General features: G+C 64.5%; 15 protein-coding genes and 1 tRNA gene. 4 read left to right on the top strand and 12 right to left on the bottom strand.

The window, feature by feature from the left end; all coding sequences use genetic code 11:
• The 3 genes from ACT4OC_RS20575 to ACT4OC_RS20565 form a co-directional block, all read right to left on the bottom strand.
• Positions 1–616: acyltransferase family protein (locus ACT4OC_RS20575; protein ID WP_444840869.1), on the bottom strand; the 616-nt coding region annotated here is incomplete at its 3' end.
• Between the two features lie 43 nt (positions 617–659).
• Positions 660–1,196, bottom strand: a complete 537-nt coding sequence (locus ACT4OC_RS20570) for a cupin domain-containing protein (protein ID WP_444840868.1) — start codon at positions 1,194–1,196, stop codon at positions 660–662.
• A gap of 159 nt (positions 1,197–1,355) precedes the next feature.
• Positions 1,356–1,643: an usg protein gene (locus ACT4OC_RS20565; protein WP_444840867.1), complete on the bottom strand. Its 288-nt coding sequence runs from the start codon at positions 1,641–1,643 to the stop codon at positions 1,356–1,358.
• 379 nt (positions 1,644–2,022) lie between these two features.
• Between ACT4OC_RS20565 and groES the strand changes: the two genes are divergently transcribed.
• The gene (gene groES, locus ACT4OC_RS20560) at positions 2,023–2,340 is read left to right on the top strand and encodes a co-chaperone GroES (protein ID WP_444840866.1); all 318 of its coding nucleotides are present in this window, start codon (positions 2,023–2,025) and stop codon (positions 2,338–2,340) included.
• Positions 2,341–2,380: 40 nt separating this feature from the next.
• The gene (gene groL / locus ACT4OC_RS20555) at positions 2,381–4,021 is read left to right on the top strand and encodes a chaperonin GroEL (RefSeq protein WP_444840865.1); all 1,641 of its coding nucleotides are present in this window, start codon (positions 2,381–2,383) and stop codon (positions 4,019–4,021) included.
• 98 nt (positions 4,022–4,119) lie between these two features.
• Here the strand turns inward: groL and ACT4OC_RS20550 are convergent, their stop codons facing one another.
• The 6 genes from ACT4OC_RS20550 to ACT4OC_RS20525 all read right to left on the bottom strand — a co-directional run bounded on the left by ACT4OC_RS20550 (position 4,120) and on the right by ACT4OC_RS20525 (position 10,258).
• On the bottom strand, positions 4,120–5,169 hold the full coding sequence (locus ACT4OC_RS20550; RefSeq protein WP_444840871.1) for a ribonuclease Z: 1,050 nt from the start codon (positions 5,167–5,169) through the stop codon (positions 4,120–4,122).
• A gap of 101 nt (positions 5,170–5,270) precedes the next feature.
• Positions 5,271–6,416: a fructose-1,6-bisphosphatase gene (locus ACT4OC_RS20545; RefSeq protein ID WP_444840864.1), complete on the bottom strand. Its 1,146-nt coding sequence runs from the start codon at positions 6,414–6,416 to the stop codon at positions 5,271–5,273.
• A 257-nt stretch (positions 6,417–6,673) separates the two neighbouring features.
• Positions 6,674–7,348 carry a signal peptidase I gene (lepB, locus tag ACT4OC_RS20540; RefSeq protein ID WP_444840870.1) on the bottom strand — a complete coding sequence of 225 codons (675 nt, stop codon included), beginning with the start codon at positions 7,346–7,348 and terminating at the stop codon, positions 6,674–6,676.
• A gap of 216 nt (positions 7,349–7,564) precedes the next feature.
• A complete protein-coding gene (locus ACT4OC_RS20535; RefSeq protein WP_444840863.1) occupies positions 7,565–8,716 on the bottom strand; it encodes a slipin family protein in 1,152 nt (383 codons plus the stop codon).
• 404 nt (positions 8,717–9,120) lie between these two features.
• Positions 9,121–9,187 (bottom strand) — tRNA-OTHER (locus tag ACT4OC_RS20530).
• Positions 9,188–9,421: 234 nt separating this feature from the next.
• Positions 9,422–10,258: a LysR family transcriptional regulator gene (locus tag ACT4OC_RS20525; RefSeq protein WP_444840862.1), complete on the bottom strand. Its 837-nt coding sequence runs from the start codon at positions 10,256–10,258 to the stop codon at positions 9,422–9,424.
• A 131-nt stretch (positions 10,259–10,389) separates the two neighbouring features.
• Between ACT4OC_RS20525 and ACT4OC_RS20520 the strand changes: the two genes are divergently transcribed.
• Entirely contained in the window at positions 10,390–10,980 is a 591-nt protein-coding gene (locus ACT4OC_RS20520; RefSeq protein ID WP_444840861.1) for a cysteine hydrolase family protein, read from the top strand.
• An 86-nt stretch (positions 10,981–11,066) separates the two neighbouring features.
• Here the strand turns inward: ACT4OC_RS20520 and ACT4OC_RS20515 are convergent, their stop codons facing one another.
• The 3 genes from ACT4OC_RS20515 to ACT4OC_RS20505 form a co-directional block, all read right to left on the bottom strand.
• Positions 11,067–12,191 (bottom strand): tlde1 domain-containing protein, encoded by a 1,125-nt coding sequence (locus ACT4OC_RS20515; protein WP_444840860.1) that lies wholly within the window; start codon positions 12,189–12,191, stop codon positions 11,067–11,069.
• A gap of 232 nt (positions 12,192–12,423) precedes the next feature.
• Positions 12,424–13,944, bottom strand: coding sequence for a glycosyltransferase family 39 protein (locus ACT4OC_RS20510; protein WP_444840859.1), 1,521 nt, complete (start codon positions 13,942–13,944; stop codon positions 12,424–12,426).
• 49 nt (positions 13,945–13,993) lie between these two features.
• Positions 13,994–15,121 carry a glycosyltransferase gene (locus tag ACT4OC_RS20505; RefSeq protein ID WP_444840858.1) on the bottom strand — a complete coding sequence of 376 codons (1,128 nt, stop codon included), beginning with the start codon at positions 15,119–15,121 and terminating at the stop codon, positions 13,994–13,996.
• A 234-nt stretch (positions 15,122–15,355) separates the two neighbouring features.
• On the opposite strand from ACT4OC_RS20505, the gene ACT4OC_RS20500 reads away from it, so the two are divergent.
• A complete protein-coding gene (locus ACT4OC_RS20500; protein WP_444840857.1) occupies positions 15,356–15,979 on the top strand; it encodes a phasin family protein in 624 nt (207 codons plus the stop codon).
• Positions 15,980–16,186 lie beyond the last annotated feature (207 nt).

The raw sequence follows: 16,186 nt of genomic DNA, 5'->3' as shown, positions 1-16,186 counted from the left end.
GGAACTCCCTGGCGCGGGGCGGGCTCATGTTGAAGGCGTTGGCCGAGCCTTCTTGGCGCAACAGCCTTACGCTGTGGGCAAAGTAAGCAACCGCAAGCGCCGCTAGCAGAATCGGCAGCGCGGCGCGCCGGGCGGGCACAAGACGCCAGAGTCCCCATAGCAGGAGGGGTAGCGCCAGATAGAACTGCTCTTCGACCGCCAGCGACCAGGTATGCAGCAGCGGCTTTTCCACCGCCGCATGGTCGAAATAGCCGGTCCCGGACCAGAAGAAGAAGTTTGCGGTGAAGGTGACGACCGAAACGGCCGAGCGGAAAAATTCGCTGCGCTCGGAAGCCAGCAGGTAATGGAACGAGGGGATCGCCGTCAGCGCCACCATCGCATAGAGCGCCGGCAGCAATCGCCGCACGCGCCGCTCGTAGAACCGCGCGAACGAGAAGGTGCCGGCCTTGAGCTCGGACTGAATGATGCCGGTGATGAGATAGCCGGAGATGACGAAGAAGATGTCGACGCCGACGAAACCGCCGAACACGGCCGGCGCCTCGAAATGAAACGCCACCACCGACAACACAGCCATGGCGCGCAGCCAGTCGATGTCCTCGCGGTATTCGCGTCTCACGATCGCAGCGCCACTCGTGCCTTTTTCCCGAGACGCGATGTCGTCACGTCGAAATTTCCACCGTCTTGAAATCCGCCGGCAGGATGATCTCCAGCAGCTCCACGTCGTCGGAGTAATCCAGGATCATGTGCCGGATCTTCGGGGGCTGGGTCCAGCAGGCGCCTTCCTTCATTAGCGTCTCGCCCTCGCCTTCCATGTAGGTCTTCACCCAGCCCTTGAGCACATATACCATCTGGAATTCGACGTCGTGATAGTGCAGCTTCGACACTTCCTCGGGATTGCACGGCCCCTGCAGCCGGATGACATGCGCCTGGGCCAGGCCATGCGTTGCATCCTTGATGCCGAGGTCGCGGTATTTCGCATAGGCGCGCAGGCCGTCGGCCTTGAAATCCTCTTCGCGGTAATGACTGATGGCGACGCGCTGCTTCGGCCGCGCCTTGGCTTTCGCGGCCGGCGTACCGCGGCCCTTCGACTTGACGGCCTTGCGCGCGGACGTCTTGGCGGCGCTTCGCGGGCTCGTCCATTTCTTCTTCACCGCAGGACGTGCCGCCGAGCGGGATGCTGTTTTTTGCTTGGCCATTTCCATGCCCTCCCGTTTCTTGATCGGGACACGCTAGCACAGAATGCGATCTTGTAGGGTTGGCAAAGGCGCCCTAGCGCCGTGCCCACCTTCGCTTGCGCCGGTGCAAGACAGGTGGGCACGCTTTCCGCTTTGCCCACCCCACACAGCGATGGCGGCTCAATGCAGCTGAAACACCCCGTTCACCGCGCGCAGCTCGGCCGGCTTGATCAGCCGCGAATGCGCGACCGTGACGGAGAACAGCGGCCCGTCGAGCCTTTCCTGCCAGAATGCGAGGAAATCCTGCAGCGCCGGGAAGTTCGGGAACAGGTCGTAATTCTGCCAGACGTAAGTCTGCAGCAGCGACTTGTGATCCGGCATCCGATACAGGATCTGGGCCGTCGTCAGACCGTAACCCAGCACTTGTTTCCGGAAGTCTTCGGAAACAACCCCAACCCGCGAGACCATGCCAACCTCCATTGAAGGAGCGCACTGTCGTGGTGGCCGACCGGCCGAGCCACCCCGGCGGAGATGCGCTCACATGAGAGAAATGTGACGCGCGAGACCAACGCATCTCAAGCCCAAATAGTTAATGAGTTGTTTAAAATTGTCGCATTAGCAGCAGCTTACCGCACCTGCTAATACGGGCCCGGGGGTCCGGGCGGCCGAATTAAGAATGTTAAACGAATCTGGCAGGTGTCTCTTCTGACTGCCAAATTTTCTGCTAGAAGCCCCTTGCCCAACCGAAATCTCTGGCCTAAATCACCCGCGACTGCTCTGGCACTCGCCGGGGCAGACTGCTAGCACCCCGAATTCAATAAACACTGCAAGAACTTAGGAGGACTGTATGAAATTCCGTCCGCTTCACGACCGCGTCGTGGTCAAGCGCATCGACGCCGAAGAGAAGACTGCAGGCGGCATCATCATTCCCGACACTGCCAAGGAAAAGCCCTCGCAGGGCGAAGTCATCGCCGTCGGCCCGGGTGGCCGCGACGAGGCCGGCAAGCTGATCCCGATCGACGTCAAGGTCGGCGACCGCGTGCTGTTCGGCAAGTGGTCCGGCACCGAGGTCAAGATCGACGGTCAGGATCTCCTGATCATGAAGGAAAGCGACATCATGGGCGTCCTCACCGACGTCCCCGCTTCCAAGAAGAAGGCCGCCTAAGCGGCCTTTCCCTCAGGAATTATCTCAAGGAACAACTCAGATGGCAGCTAAAGAAGTCAAATTCTCTGTCGAGGCCCGCGACAAGATGTTGCGCGGCGTCGAGATCCTCGCCAATGCGGTGAGGGTCACCCTCGGCCCGAAGGGCCGCAACGTCGTGCTCGACAAGAGCTTCGGCGCGCCCCGCATCACCAAGGACGGCGTCACCGTCGCCAAGGAGATAGAGCTCGAGGACAAGTTCGAGAACATGGGCGCGCAGATGGTGCGCGAAGTCGCCTCCAAGGCGGCTGACGCGGCCGGCGACGGCACCACCACCGCCACCGTTCTTGCGGCCGCGATCGTCAGGGAAGGCGCCAAGGCGGTTGCCGCCGGCATGAACCCGATGGACCTGAAGCGCGGTATCGACCTCGCGGTCGAAGCCGTGGTGGCGGACCTCGAGAAGAACTCCAAGAAGGTCACGTCGAACGAGGAGATCGCCCAGGTCGGCACCATCTCCGCCAACGGCGATGCCGAGATCGGCAAGTTCCTCTCCGACGCCATGAAGAAGGTCGGCAACGAGGGCGTGATCACAGTCGAGGAAGCCAAGTCGCTGGAGACCGAGCTCGACGTCGTCGAGGGCATGCAGTTCGACCGCGGCTACATCTCGCCCTACTTCGTCACCAACGCCGACAAGATGCGCGTCGAGATGGACGACGCCTACATCCTGATCAACGAGAAGAAGCTCTCCTCGCTGAACGAGCTGCTGCCGCTGCTGGAAGCCGTGGTGCAGACTGGCAAGCCGCTGGTCATCGTCGCCGAGGACGTCGAAGGCGAAGCCCTCGCCACCCTCGTCGTCAACCGTCTCCGCGGCGGTCTCAAGGTCGCCGCCGTCAAGGCGCCGGGCTTCGGCGATCGCCGCAAGGCCATGCTGCAGGACATCGCGATCCTGACCGGCGGCCAGGCGATCTCGGAAGACCTCGGCATCAAGCTCGAGAACGTCAACCTCTCGATGCTCGGCCGCGCCAAGAAGGTGATGATCGACAAGGAGAACACCACCATCGTCAACGGTGCCGGCAAGAAGGTCGACATCGAGGCCCGCGTGTCGCAGATCAAGGCGCAGATCGAGGAAACCACCTCGGACTACGACCGCGAGAAGCTGCAGGAGCGTCTGGCCAAGCTCGCCGGCGGCGTCGCGGTGATCCGCGTCGGCGGCGCGACCGAGGTCGAGGTGAAGGAGCGCAAGGATCGCGTTGATGACGCGATGCACGCCACCCGCGCCGCGGTCGAGGAAGGCATCGTGCCGGGCGGCGGCGTCGCCCTGCTGCGCGCCTCCGAGCAACTCAAGCGCATCCGCACCCAGAACGACGACCAGAAGACCGGCGTCGAGATCGTGCGCAAGGCGCTGTCCGCGCCGGCCCGCCAGATCGCCATCAACGCAGGCGAGGACGGCTCCGTCATCGTCGGCAAGATCCTGGAGAAGGAGCAGTACGCGTACGGCTTCGACTCGCAGAACGGCGAATACGGCAACCTCGTCTCCAAGGGCATCATCGACCCGACCAAGGTGGTCCGCATCGCGATCCAGAACGCCGCTTCCGTTGCGGCGCTGCTGATCACCACCGAAGCCATGGTCGCCGAAGTGCCGAAGAAGAACGCCGGCGGCCCCGCCATGCCCCCGGGCGGCGGCATGGGCGGCATGGACTTCTAAGTCCACGACGTTTCAAGCGATCCAAGAAGTGCAAAACCCCGGCAGCGATGCCGGGGTTTTTGTTTGAGGGCGCTTCGCATCCCGCCCAATTCCTGGCCTCAGGCGCGAGATCCCCTGAACGCGGCCATCACCTCGGCCAGCATCCGCACCTCGTCTCCCGCATAGCGCGGAGAGAAGTGAAACGGCTCGACGCGACGCACATGGGCTTCCCGCGCAATCTCGCCGGCAGCCGTGGTTGTCAGATGGCCCCGCTGCCTCGCCAATGCGGCATCGTCACCGGCAAATGCCGCCTCAATGAAGAGAATGTCCGCATTCTGAACCAGCGCCACGATGGCGGCACGATTGGCCGGCGTGTCGGCGACGTCGGTAACATAGGCAATCTTCTGGCCGGTAGTGACCGTCAGGAGATCGCGCAGGCTGCCGAGCCGCGCGAAGCCGCGATCCGAGCTCGCTGCCCCATCGATCTCAATCAAGTGATCGTCCGCACGACGCTCGACAACGGCCTTCTTGAGCGAGCGGAGCCACGGACCGATCGGTAGCCCACGCTCCAATAACCGGTTCCTCCAGACGTTGACATGCGCCGCCTCCTGCAGCGCAAAGGCAAGGCAGGGCGTGCCGTTTTCCAGGATCGCGGTCGACACGCGATGGGTCGGTTCATTGCAAAGCACGCCAGCGAAGATTTGGCGAGAGACCGGAGGCTCGCCGGCAAATGCCTTCCTCAGTCGGAACTGCGTAGTAGAGATCGAATTCGGCGTTTCCAGCTCGCTCACCACGAAATCAAGTTCGCACGGATAGCTTTCGACCAGATTCCAGAGATAGGCCTGTAGCTTGTGAAAGACGCGCTCGACAAAGCCGGGCGGGCCGTAAAGCTGCACGGTTTTCTCGCGCCCAACGAGCAAGCGAAGCAGATGGTCGAATCCAATGAAATGGTCGACGTGTGCATGCGAAACGAAGACTTGCTCGATACGTCGTATCTTCCGCGGCGGCAGTGAAGCGATTTCTCCGATATCGAACAGCAGGCTGTGCTTTTCGAACAGCGTCTCCACATGCACCGTCGGGTCGCCGTAGCGGCCGTTGACCAGGCTCGGATGGAAGATCGGTCGCATGGCGAACTCTTCCTGCGGCGGTTTTTCACGCATCCTGAGCATCACTCAGCCTTCGCAAGAGGCACCAAGCATGCGATCGATGAGGCGATCCTCATCGGCTGATATGAGAGATAATCCTGGCAGGACGCCAGAACGAACGATCCCTACTCGGCCGCCTGCGGCCTGCGCTCTTCACGCAATCGAAAGCGCTTCACCAGCCCGGACACGGTGTCGCGGAAGCCGCCATACTCCAGCTCGGAATAGGGCAGCATCGCAGCGCCCGACCAGCCCTGGCTGCGCATCTCGATGGCCTTGCGCTGGGCGCAGCGGCGGACCTCGTCCCACGCCGGATTGTCGAAGAAGTCGGTGTAGGACTCGGAGAAGCGGCCTTCCCTGTCGATCGAAAAGCCGGCGCAGGAAACGATCGGCAGGCAATACATGCCGGTCACTGGCGTGTTGATCGGTACCGGCATGAGCGGCATCACGTGCGAGCCGCGCGCATCGCCGCCCACGAAGTGCGCCTTGGCGAAGGGCGAGATGATTTCCTCGGGCGCCGGGAAGATTCCCTGGTTTCTGAGGATCGCGACCGGATCATCCTTGCCGGTGTACTTGCCTGCGATGGCGTGAAGGCGCTGCGCCGAAACGGCGGCAGCCACCTCGCCATGGGTTCGCGAGACAATGCGATCAATGCCAAAGCGCTCGTTGTCGCGCAGCAGGGCGGCAATCTGGTAGCTGTCCGCGGGCGCGTCCAGTTCAATAATGCTGTCGCCGGCCGTGTTGTCCATGTCGATGATATGGAAACGGAAGCCCTTGATCATCGGGGGCAGCATGAGGCCGGCGCAATACATGGGATCGGCAAAGGCGAGGTAGAGCGGCAGGTTGTAGGCGCCGGGGCCGCATTTGTCGGCCGCGAACACCATGAAAGACTCCGCAGGCCTCGCGCCCGAAAGGCTGTGGTCGAAGCTGAGCTCGGCGACGCCCGGGCCGGCGCCGCGAATGTTTCCGGAAGGCGCGTCGACGAGAAGGTCCTGGCCGGCACCGTAGAGCCCTGAGGTTTTCGCGACCGAAGTGGCCGCAAGGAACGTCTTCCATGCGAATTGATGGACTTCGGAGCTTCCCTCGCCCAGCGTGTGCGTCATGATGATCGCGATGTCGTCGCCGGTATGGCAGACGAAACCGTCGATCAAGAGACCGTTTCCGATCGCTTTCGCGACCTCCGCCTCGACGCTCGCCATCATGCGTGCAGACGGTTTCGTATGCCCGCCGACGGAACCAATGTCAGCCTTGATGACTGAAAGTGTAAGCCTCATGAGCGTTTCTCCCCTCGCAGCGCAGCGCATCCGCCCGGCGCTGCGCCGGGGGACGGCGCTGCTCATTGGCGGAGAGAACGTCTGACGTCGCGACGAGTTCCCCGCGGGTCACAAGCCCGCGACCGGGCCGCCGCAAATCACGTCACGCCACCAGCTGCCGTCCGCCGTTCCGGTAGCGCTCCTTGGTGATCTCGAAGATCACATAGGACATGCCGTCGAAAGCCCGGCGCTCGAAAATTCCGACGCCTAGGCCGCCGCTATCTCACCAGAGTCCCGATCCGCCCCCAGCGAATGCCGGCGGGCCCGCCGCGGCCGCCAGCGTCGCGCGAGAAGAAAATCATCCCCGCGCGACCGACGAGATTCGCCAGCGGCACATAACCCACCTGCGACATCACACGGCTATCGCTCGAATTGTCGCGGTTGTCGCCGAGCATGAAGATGCGGCCGTCCGGCACCGTGTAGACATTCGTATTGTCGTAGAATCCCACGTCGACGCAATCGAGCGTCTCGTAGCTGACGCCGTTCGGCAGCGTCTCGCGCCATCGTTTGGTCCCGACCTTGCCATCCCCTCCGCAAGGGTCTTCGCCGACGTAGTCCGGCAGCCGCTCGCGCGCCACGGCAGCGCCGTTGATGTGCAGCATGCCTTCCTTGATCTGGATGCGGTCGCCCGGCAACCCCACCACGCGCTTGATGTAGACGGTGGAATTATCCTTCGGCAGCAGAAACGCGACCACGTCGCCACGAGCGGGTCCTGTGCCCGAGACGCCCGCATAGGCATATTTCGAGACGAAGAAATAATCACCAACCAGCAGCGTCGGAATCATCGAGCCCGCCGGGATGTTGAACGGCTGAAACAGATAGGCCCGGATCAGAAGCGGCAGCGATAGCGCCCCTATCGTCACCGCAAGGGCAAGGACCGCATACACGACGATCTTCCACGGCGCCTCTCCTGCATGCCGGACTGCCGTCACAAGTCGCACCCCTCGCAATCATCGCCGGAAGAGGCGACGCGCCAATCCCATTTCTACCTTGACGGCTAAACACTGCAAAAGCAATCTCCCTGGCGGTACCTGTCGGCGGGCAACTCGTCGTCGGCGTGCCGCCGTGCCAAGCAATGTTGAAGAGCCGCCCGTGGGCGGCCCTTCTTGTTAGGCGCTCTCCGCCGACTTCAGGCGGACCAGCTTCGTCAGCAGGGCATCGAGGCCCTGGCCGTCGCCGGCGTGCAGGTCGATCCGGCCGACCTTCTCGACCAGCCGCTCCAGCGACTCCAGCTCCTTGAGCCGCAGCAGCAGAGGGTTCTCCTCCATCAGCCGGGCGGTGTTCAGGAGCGAACGCGTCGCCGCGGTCTCTTCCTGGCGGCGGATCAGGTTGGCCTTCGCCACGCGCTCCGCCTCCACCACCTTGTTGACGAGCTCGCGGATCTCGCCGGGAAGGATCACGTCCTTCACGCCGAGTTCGGTTACCTCGACACCGCTGTTCGCGATGCGCTCGCGCACATAGTCGCGAAGCTCCGCATCCAGCGCGGCCTTGGCCGAGAGCACCTCGTCGAGCGTGCGGCCCGCCACCGCCTCGCGGATCGCGAACTGCGCCAGGCGGTACAGCCACGCATCCACGTCGGGTACCGTCGCCACCACCCGCTCGGGATCGACGACCCGGCGGAATGCCGTCAGGGTCACACGCAGCGCGATGCGATCCTTCGTGAGCATTTCCTGCGCGGTGATCTCGACCGCCTGGGGACGCAGGTCGAGGCGCTTGACCTCGATCTTGCGGCCGGCGATCCAGAACGCGTGCCGGCCGGGCGCGAGCCGCTCCACGAGCCGGCCCTCGACGTAGAGCAGACCAGCCTCGTGGTTCTCGACCACCGCTTCCGTCACGATGGTGGGACGGTTGCGCTCGATCATCGCCAGGTGCCGCGCGGTGACGCGAAGATCGTCGGCCACGTCGATGCGCTCGACATCGACCGAAGTTGCGACCTTCCAGTACACGCGCGTCTGCCAGGGCGTCATGAGATGCACGGGACGCCCGTCGAGGCTGACGATGGCGATCTCGTTCGCCTTCGTCTCCACCGCCTCGAACAAACCAGCGGCGAGATCGGGACGCGCGGCCTTCAGCACCGCGTACCGCTCGGCGGGGAATTCGCTGCGGACGACAGAAAACACCTCGACTCCCAGCCGATGCATGGGATCGAGCAGGCGGTGACGGCCGGGCGCGAGCACGCGCTCGAGCTTTCCGTTGCGGGTCAGGAAAGCACGCTCGCCGTCCTTCACCGTCACATGCAGCGTCATCAGATGCCAGGACATGACACCCTCCTCACATTGGCTCTGCGGCCTTTTCGCCGACGAGCAGGTTTCAGTTCAAGGATGCGAGGACGCGGACGACGCTTCCTGAGGAAACGGCGGGCCGGGTTTGAGCCTGCGCTGATAGCGGGCGCACGCGCGCGTTCGCTCGACAAATGTCGAGCGGCCATGCGCAGCCACCCGGCTATCGGCGCAAGCGGTATCCACCGCGGCGCAAAGCCGGTTCTGCAGTGTCCAGGTTCGGACGAAAAGCCTTGCGGCAATACGGCCGGACCGCGACTGAAGCGCGCGTCCGGTCCCCTTCAGAGGAATCAGCTTGGAAGGCTGAACCGGAGCGGAGCGGGATTCGAACCCGCGACACGATGATTAACAGTCACCTGCTCTACCCATCTGAGCTATCCTTCGCGAACAAGAGACCGGAATCGAACCGATACCTTCGGGTCTCCCCGACGCTCTCCATGAGCTACATCCTGCGTCTTCGTCTGGCGGAACACGAAACCGGAAACCGGATCGCGCCAGCCGGGATCTCAGCGAGCCCGGACCCAAGGCCGAAACGAAGGAGCGGGCTAATAGCCGAAGCAATTCTGGATTGCAAGCGTCGGCGCAAAGATTTTTCGACGGAGGCACGATCGACGCACAGTTCGACCGCACAAGGGGCAGCGGAAGGACACCCAGCCGCTGCACTGGCCGGTACCGCCGAGCATGCGCCTAACGCCTCGCGTATCGCTCGAAGCACCCGCGCAGCCAGTCAATCGTCAAGCGCGCGGCCGCGTCACGCTTGAGATGGTTCTGCACCAGCAGCCAGACGTCGCGCCGTCGCGGCAACAGCGTCGCGCGCAGGCGGCGGTCGGCGAGCAGCGCCTCGCAGCAATATTCGGGCAGCACGCCGACGGCATGATGGCTCTGGATCAAGGTGCGGATGACGCGGATGTTGTCGGTGACGCAACGCGCGCGCGGCTTCAACCCGCGCTCCTTCAGGAACTGCGCTTCCGGAATCCGGTCGAGTTCGTCCGGATAGCCGCACGTCAGTCGCTCCACATCGGATGCGCCCGCCGGTTCGAAGAAATACAGCCGCACCTCGGCAAGCTTCGAGATCGCGAAGTCGCCCTTCTCCGGCTTGCGCAGGCGGACGGCGAGATCGGCCTCCCAGCGCGAGAATTTCACGTTCTCGCTCGAGGTGAGAAATTGCAGCGTCAGGCCGGGATTGCGCGCCAGAAATGCGCGGGCGCTCGGGGCCAGCACCTCCTCCGCCACCGCATTGGTGCAGGCGATGCGCAGCCGCCCGACCGGACCCGGCAGACTCTCGCTGACGCGGCCGATCTCCGCGATATGCCTCGCCATCGCCTGGACGTGCGCCAGCACCATCTCGCATTGCCGCGTCGGCTTGCGCACGCCGTCGACCGCTTCGAACAGCCGCAGGCCGAGATCGCGCTGGATGCGCGCCAACCGCCGCCCGACCGTGGTCTCGTCGATCTTCAGCCGGGCGCCGGCAAAGGTGCCCTCGTCGCGGATCGCGGCAATGACGCGCAGATCGTCCCAGTTCATGCCGCCCCGGTTAGCATGGCGTGGCCGCATCCTGCAATATTGCAGCCATCCGCTGCAATATTCCTGCACAATGGCAGGTCATCCGTCCGGTATGCTCTACGCTACTGAACTTCAAGACGGAGACATTGCGCATGACCGCCAGGACCCTGCTGCAACTTGCAGGCGCCGACCTCGATCCGCCGCGCCTTGCCGACTGCTGCCTCGTCATGATCGACCTGCAGAACGAATATCTCTCGGGTCCCATCGCGCTTCCCGACGCGCAGGCTGCGACGGCGAACGCCGCACAACTGCTGACGCGGGCGCGGCAGCAAGGCGCTGCGATCTTCCACATCGCTCATCGCGGCAGGGCTGGCAGCCTGTTCGACCGCGCGGCCGAGCGCGGTGCGATCATCGCTTCGGTCGCGCCGCAGGCGGGCGAGGCCGTGCTCGAGAAGGAGCTGCCGAACGCCTTCGCCGGCACCGGCCTGCAGGCGCAGCTCGCCGCAACCGGGCGCAAGAACATCGTGCTCGCCGGCTTCATGACGCATATGTGCGTGAGTTCCACCGCGCGCGCTGCGCTTGACCTCGGCTTCCGCATCACGATCGATGCCGACAGCTGCGCCACGCGCGACCTGCCGGACGGCCGCGGCGGCGTCATCGCCGCGCGCACCGTTCACGATGTCGCGCTTGCCGAGCTGTCGGATCGCTTTGCGGTCATTGCGCGCGGCAAGGCGCTGGCTTGATCGCGCCAGAACGCCGCGCCGGCAATCCGGATCGCGCCGATGAAGGCAGGATCGAAGGCGCGCCGTAGCACGCTCTCACATACGCCTCAATCGAGCCTGGCGATGACGGCGATCTTGCGGATGCCCTTGTTCTTGTAGGCGTCGAGGAAGGCGTAATAATCCTTGAACGATACGCAGCCGTTGGACTGGCCGGTGCCGCCGAGCATGTAGGTGTGGGCGAGCAGGCCGTCGCGGCCGAAGATCTTGTCCTCGCCGCCGATCGGGGTGAGCCGCAGCGCCGGCACGCCGTGAAACAGTGCCTCGCGCGGCTTCAGCGTATAGATGTGCGGCGGCGTAACGCCCTGCATGCGCACGTGCGAAAAGCGCGGATCGTCCATCTTCGATCCCAGGCCCGAATGCGCCTCGAGCTGGGTGCCGTCGGGCAGATACACCGTCTTGCTGGTGATGACGTAGACCGCGGTCTCCTTGTCGTAGGGCGGCTTGCCGCCGAGCATCGGGTTCTGCTCTTTCGCGATGCTGCCGGTGACGCTGATGTCGGCGGAGGCATAGGCCAGCAGCGCGCCGTGCGCCGGCTCCTTGCCCCAGAGCTTCTCCACCATCGACGGCTTTTCCTGGCCGATCGACATCACGGCGGCCTTGGCGCGTTGCGCCATGTCGCGGATCGAGCGGCCCGACTTTCCGGTAACGCGCTCGACCGGCTTCGCCTCGACGGACTTCGTCGAAGGCGTCGCCATCGCGATCTGCACCGAAGCCGATGCACTCTGCTTCTTCGCGGGCTCGGCCGGCAGCGTGACTTCGACCGCCGGCGAGGCGGAGGCGAGTTGCGGCCCCTGGACCGGCTGCGGCGCCACGCCATCGGCGGAAGCCGCCGCAAACCGTTCGTTAAACATAACCGAAGGAACCGCAGCAACAGTCTCGTTGTTCGGCACGGAAGTGGTCGCCTGCGGCAGGTCGCCGAACACGGTGGTGATGACATGGGCCGGCGTCTTGCGCACGACCGAACTCATTTGGCGCTTGGCGACCGGCACTTCCACGCTGGCATGGATCGACGGATAGATGCCGGCGCCGAGGATGTTCTTGTACACCGTCCAGCCGCAGCCGATCACGAGCGCCGCAACCGCTGCAGCGCCTGCAAATCCGGTGAATCTCGATTGACGGCAATGACGACGCTTCCGGGCCGGAAGGCCAAACGCACTGCTACTCGTACTCATACGCCCTTCGCCCAGACAGTCCCAATCGTCCCTCTCGATGCGCGCCGCGGACAAAATCGCGTCGCGTCTCGCAGAGGCGCGGAGCGTCATTAAGGCGACTTTTAGTTAAATGCGGATTAAACGCAGGCCATTGTTAGGCAAGGGGAATTCGCGATATGTTCCGTCAGGAATCCGCAAGTAGTTTTGCGGGCCTGTCCCGCTTTGGAGCACTTTGGCGGAGCCTTCGCCGCGTCTATCTTTGCAGCTCCGGCGGCGGCGAACGATGCAGCGGATCGCCGCCCTTCGGCTGCTCCAGCAACTCGAGCAGATACGTCTCCACCACCAGCGGGCCGCGCTTGCGCTGCACTTCGCCGACGATCTCGACGCGGCCAAAATGGTTCTTCAGATATGGCCGGCCGGTCGGCGGGGCATCGTCGACATAGAGCAGCCGGCCCTTCAGAGCTGCCGCATCGGGTTCTGGAGCATTGACCCAGCGGAAGCGCTGCGCCTGCTGCGCCACGCACGTGCCTTTCGGCAGGTAGAACGCAAGCCAGCTCGTGGTGCCGTAATCCGGCGCCAGCACGCATGTCGCGCCGACGCGCGCGCGCACGGCTTCGATCTGACGCGCGATCTCCTCCCAGCCGACGCCGACGCTGCGCACGGTGGCGTCGCGGCGATAGCCCGTGAGCATGCCGGTGTTGGCCTGTACGATCAGCAGGACGAACAGCACGATGGCCGACGGCGCGGCCCAGCGCGTGCAGATCTCGGCAAGCCGCTTGCGCCCTCCCTCCCATGGCGTCAGCTGCGCGGCCACCGCTGCGGCCACCGCGAACGCCGGATAGACCGGTGCAAACCAGTTGGCCTCGACGCGCGCATGCAGCGAATGCCACGCGAAATAGGCCACGATGGTCCAGAACATCGTGCCTACCAGCACGCGAGCGGCGTGTGCGCCCGACTGGCGCCAGGCCATCGCATGCAGCCCCATCGCCCCGAGAATGAACACCAGCGGCGTCGCAAAGGCGACCTGCGTCGGCACCAGCTCGGCGATGAAGGCGGGCCGGAAATCCTCGATGCGCGCACGGCCCATCTGCTTGATGAAGGAGACCCACTGGTGGTCGGCGTTCCAGAGAATGACCGGTGCGAACAGCGCGAGCGCAACGAGGCCGCCGAGATAGAGCCATGGCGAGAGCAGCCATTGCCGCAGCTTCGGCACCGTCACCAGCCAGATCAGGATCGCGAGCCCGAAAAACATCGCGGTGTATTTCGACAGCAGCGCGCAGCCCGCGGCGGCGCCGACCGCGAGCCACCACGCCCCGCGCCCGGTCTGCAGGACCTTTGCCAGGAAGAACAGCACGAAGCTCGAGGCGACCAATAGCGGCGCGTCCGGCGTCACGATCAGCGTGCCGACCGCCGCCATCAGCGTCACGTTGAGCAGCACCGTCGCCGCGGCCGCCACGCGCACGCCGCCGAACAGGATCTCGGCTGAGCGCCAGATCGCAAAGCTCATTGGCAGCGCCAGCAGGATCGAGACGAGCCGCACGCCGAGCTCGGTGTCGCCGGCAATCAGCGTGCCGGCGCGGATCACGAACGCCACCATCGGCGGATGGTCGTAATAGCCGCCGGCCAGATGCTTCGACCACGTCCAGTAATAGGCCTCGTCGAAGGTCAGCGGCGTGAACGCGGCCGCGACGAGGCGCAGCGCCACCAGCGCAGCCACGGTCAAAATGGTGTTGGTGATGAGCCGCCTGTCGCCGCCGGTTACCGTCCGGCGCATCATCTGGTCCGAAAACCGATTCCCTCCTTGCGGGATCATGCTTTCGAATTCATCGCTTGCGCCAGACGAACAGTCCGGACATCGCGTAGTTCCAGACCACGCCCATCAGCGCGCCGGCTGCGCCCGCCAGCCACCAGATCGGCTCCTGATCATAGACCGAGAACGCGACGCCGACATTGGCGAACAGCCCGACGCTGCAGACGATGTAGAACAGCAGGAGACCTCGGACGAGCGCAAAGCCCTTCAGCCGCTGGTCGCGATAGGTGAGGAAATTGTTGAGGATGAAGTTGCTGGTCATGGCGACCAGCGCGCCCGCCAGCTGCGCTTCCGCAAACGGCGCCTTGAACAGCTTCAGCGCGAAATACAGCGTCGCCAGATGCACGACGAGGCCGGACGAGCCGACCAGCCCGAACAGGATGAAACGCAGCGAGATGACGTCGCCGGTGAGCTTGGCCAGCACGAGGCCAAGGAAATCCAGCGCCACCATGGAATCGAGCTTGCTCTCGCCGTGCAGCCGCGTGCCGAAGGTGAACGGCACCTCACGGGTAGCCAGCGCGCCGCGTGCCGTGGCGATGACGTCGAGCAATATCTTGAAACCCTGCGTCGAAAGCTCCGGCGCCAGCTTCTCGAAGCGGTCGCGGCGGATCGCGAAGAATCCGCTCATGGGATCGGAGACCTTGACGCCGAGCACGCGCTTGGCGATCTCGGTCGCAAAGGCGCTGATGCCGGCGCGCTGCTTGTCGAAACTCGAGGCGCTGCCACCCTCGATGTAGCGGCTGCCGATCACCAGCTCCTCGCCGCTCCTGAGCAGGGCCAGCATCTTCGGCAGCTGCGTCTCGTCATGCTGCAGGTCGGCGTCGATCACCGCGGCATAGGGCGCGCTGGAAGCGAGGATGCCCTCGATGCAGGCGCCGGACAGGCCGCGGCGGCCGATGCGGCGGATACAGCGCACGCGCGGATCGCGGCGCGACAGCTCGCGCACGACCTCCCAGGTGCGATCGGGCGAATTGTCGTCGACGAACACGACCTCCCATGGCGTCGCGCCAAAGGCCGCCTCCAGCCGCTGGTACAGCGTGGTGACGTTGTCGCGCTCGTTGAAGGTCGGGACGACCACCGAAATCTCCGGCAGGGCAACGGCCTGCGCGGTTTCGGGGCCCGGTTTGACGGCCTCGTTCATGCGGCAGTCCTATAGCCGCCGGCCCCCGCGCTGCCAAGCGCAGTCCCCCCGGCAAGGGCCGGAAAATGCCCCGGAAAACGGCGAAAACCGCCATTCTCCGCGCCCCTGGAACAGCATTTCGCGGATTTCCAAATCTCTCCACATCAGCGCCGCGCAACCAACAATCCGAAACCGCGATTCCAGCGTAAAGGGCGCGGAATGTCGCCTCGATTCGAATTGTGGAGGCATGAGGAAATGACTGATCTGGACCAGAAAAAACCAGGCGGAAAATCCGCCCGGAACAAGAAGAAGCGCGACAAGAAGCTCGAAAAGCAGCAGACCCCGGAGCAGACGCTGGCCGTGAGCGAGGCGGTCGACGCCGCAATGGCCGAGCCCGTCGCGGCCGTGGCCGATGTCGTAACCCCGGACACCGCCCCGACCGAACCGGTCGAAGCCGCAGCGTCCGTCGCGCCGGCAGAAGCGGCCCCTACCGAGCCCGTGGAGCGGGTGGCGTCGTTCAGGGAACGCATGGCCTCTGTCATGCCGCTGGCGGAGGTCGCGCCTGGCCAACCGGCAAAGCCGGCCGCCGTCGCGCAGCCGGTTCGCTCGCCCGCCGCATCCCCTGCCACGGGTATCCAGGCGATCGCCAATGCCTACCGCGACTACACCAAGCAATCGCTCGAAGATGCGCAGACGTTTGCCGAGAAGCTCTCGGCCGCCCGCTCGCTCGACAAGGCGGTGGAGGCGCAGACCGAATTCGCCAGGCAAGCCTGTGAGACCTTTGCCGACAACTCGCGAAAGATCCGCGAGCTGCATCGCGAGCTGTTCTGGCAGACTTTCAGGCTGCCGAACTGGCCGCTGGGCCGGTCGCAGCGCTAAACGTCAGGGCGGTTCAACGCGGCAGAGAAAGGCGAGCGGTCCCGTTGCAGCACATCCTTCGAGACGCCCGCCGTTGGCGGGCTCCTCAGACCGTATGTCCCTTTGCGGAACGGAGGCGACTCACCCTCGATGCGCATGCGAGGGTTACCCGGATAGGCCGGGCAGAGCCTCACGCAAGGAGGGCGAGTCATGGGAGATTATAGCGAG

It is taken from the genome of Bradyrhizobium sp. (assembly GCF_052389815.1).
GTDB lineage: Bacteria > Pseudomonadota > Alphaproteobacteria > Rhizobiales > Xanthobacteraceae > Bradyrhizobium.
This window is presented reverse-complemented; position numbering and strand designations above follow the sequence as displayed.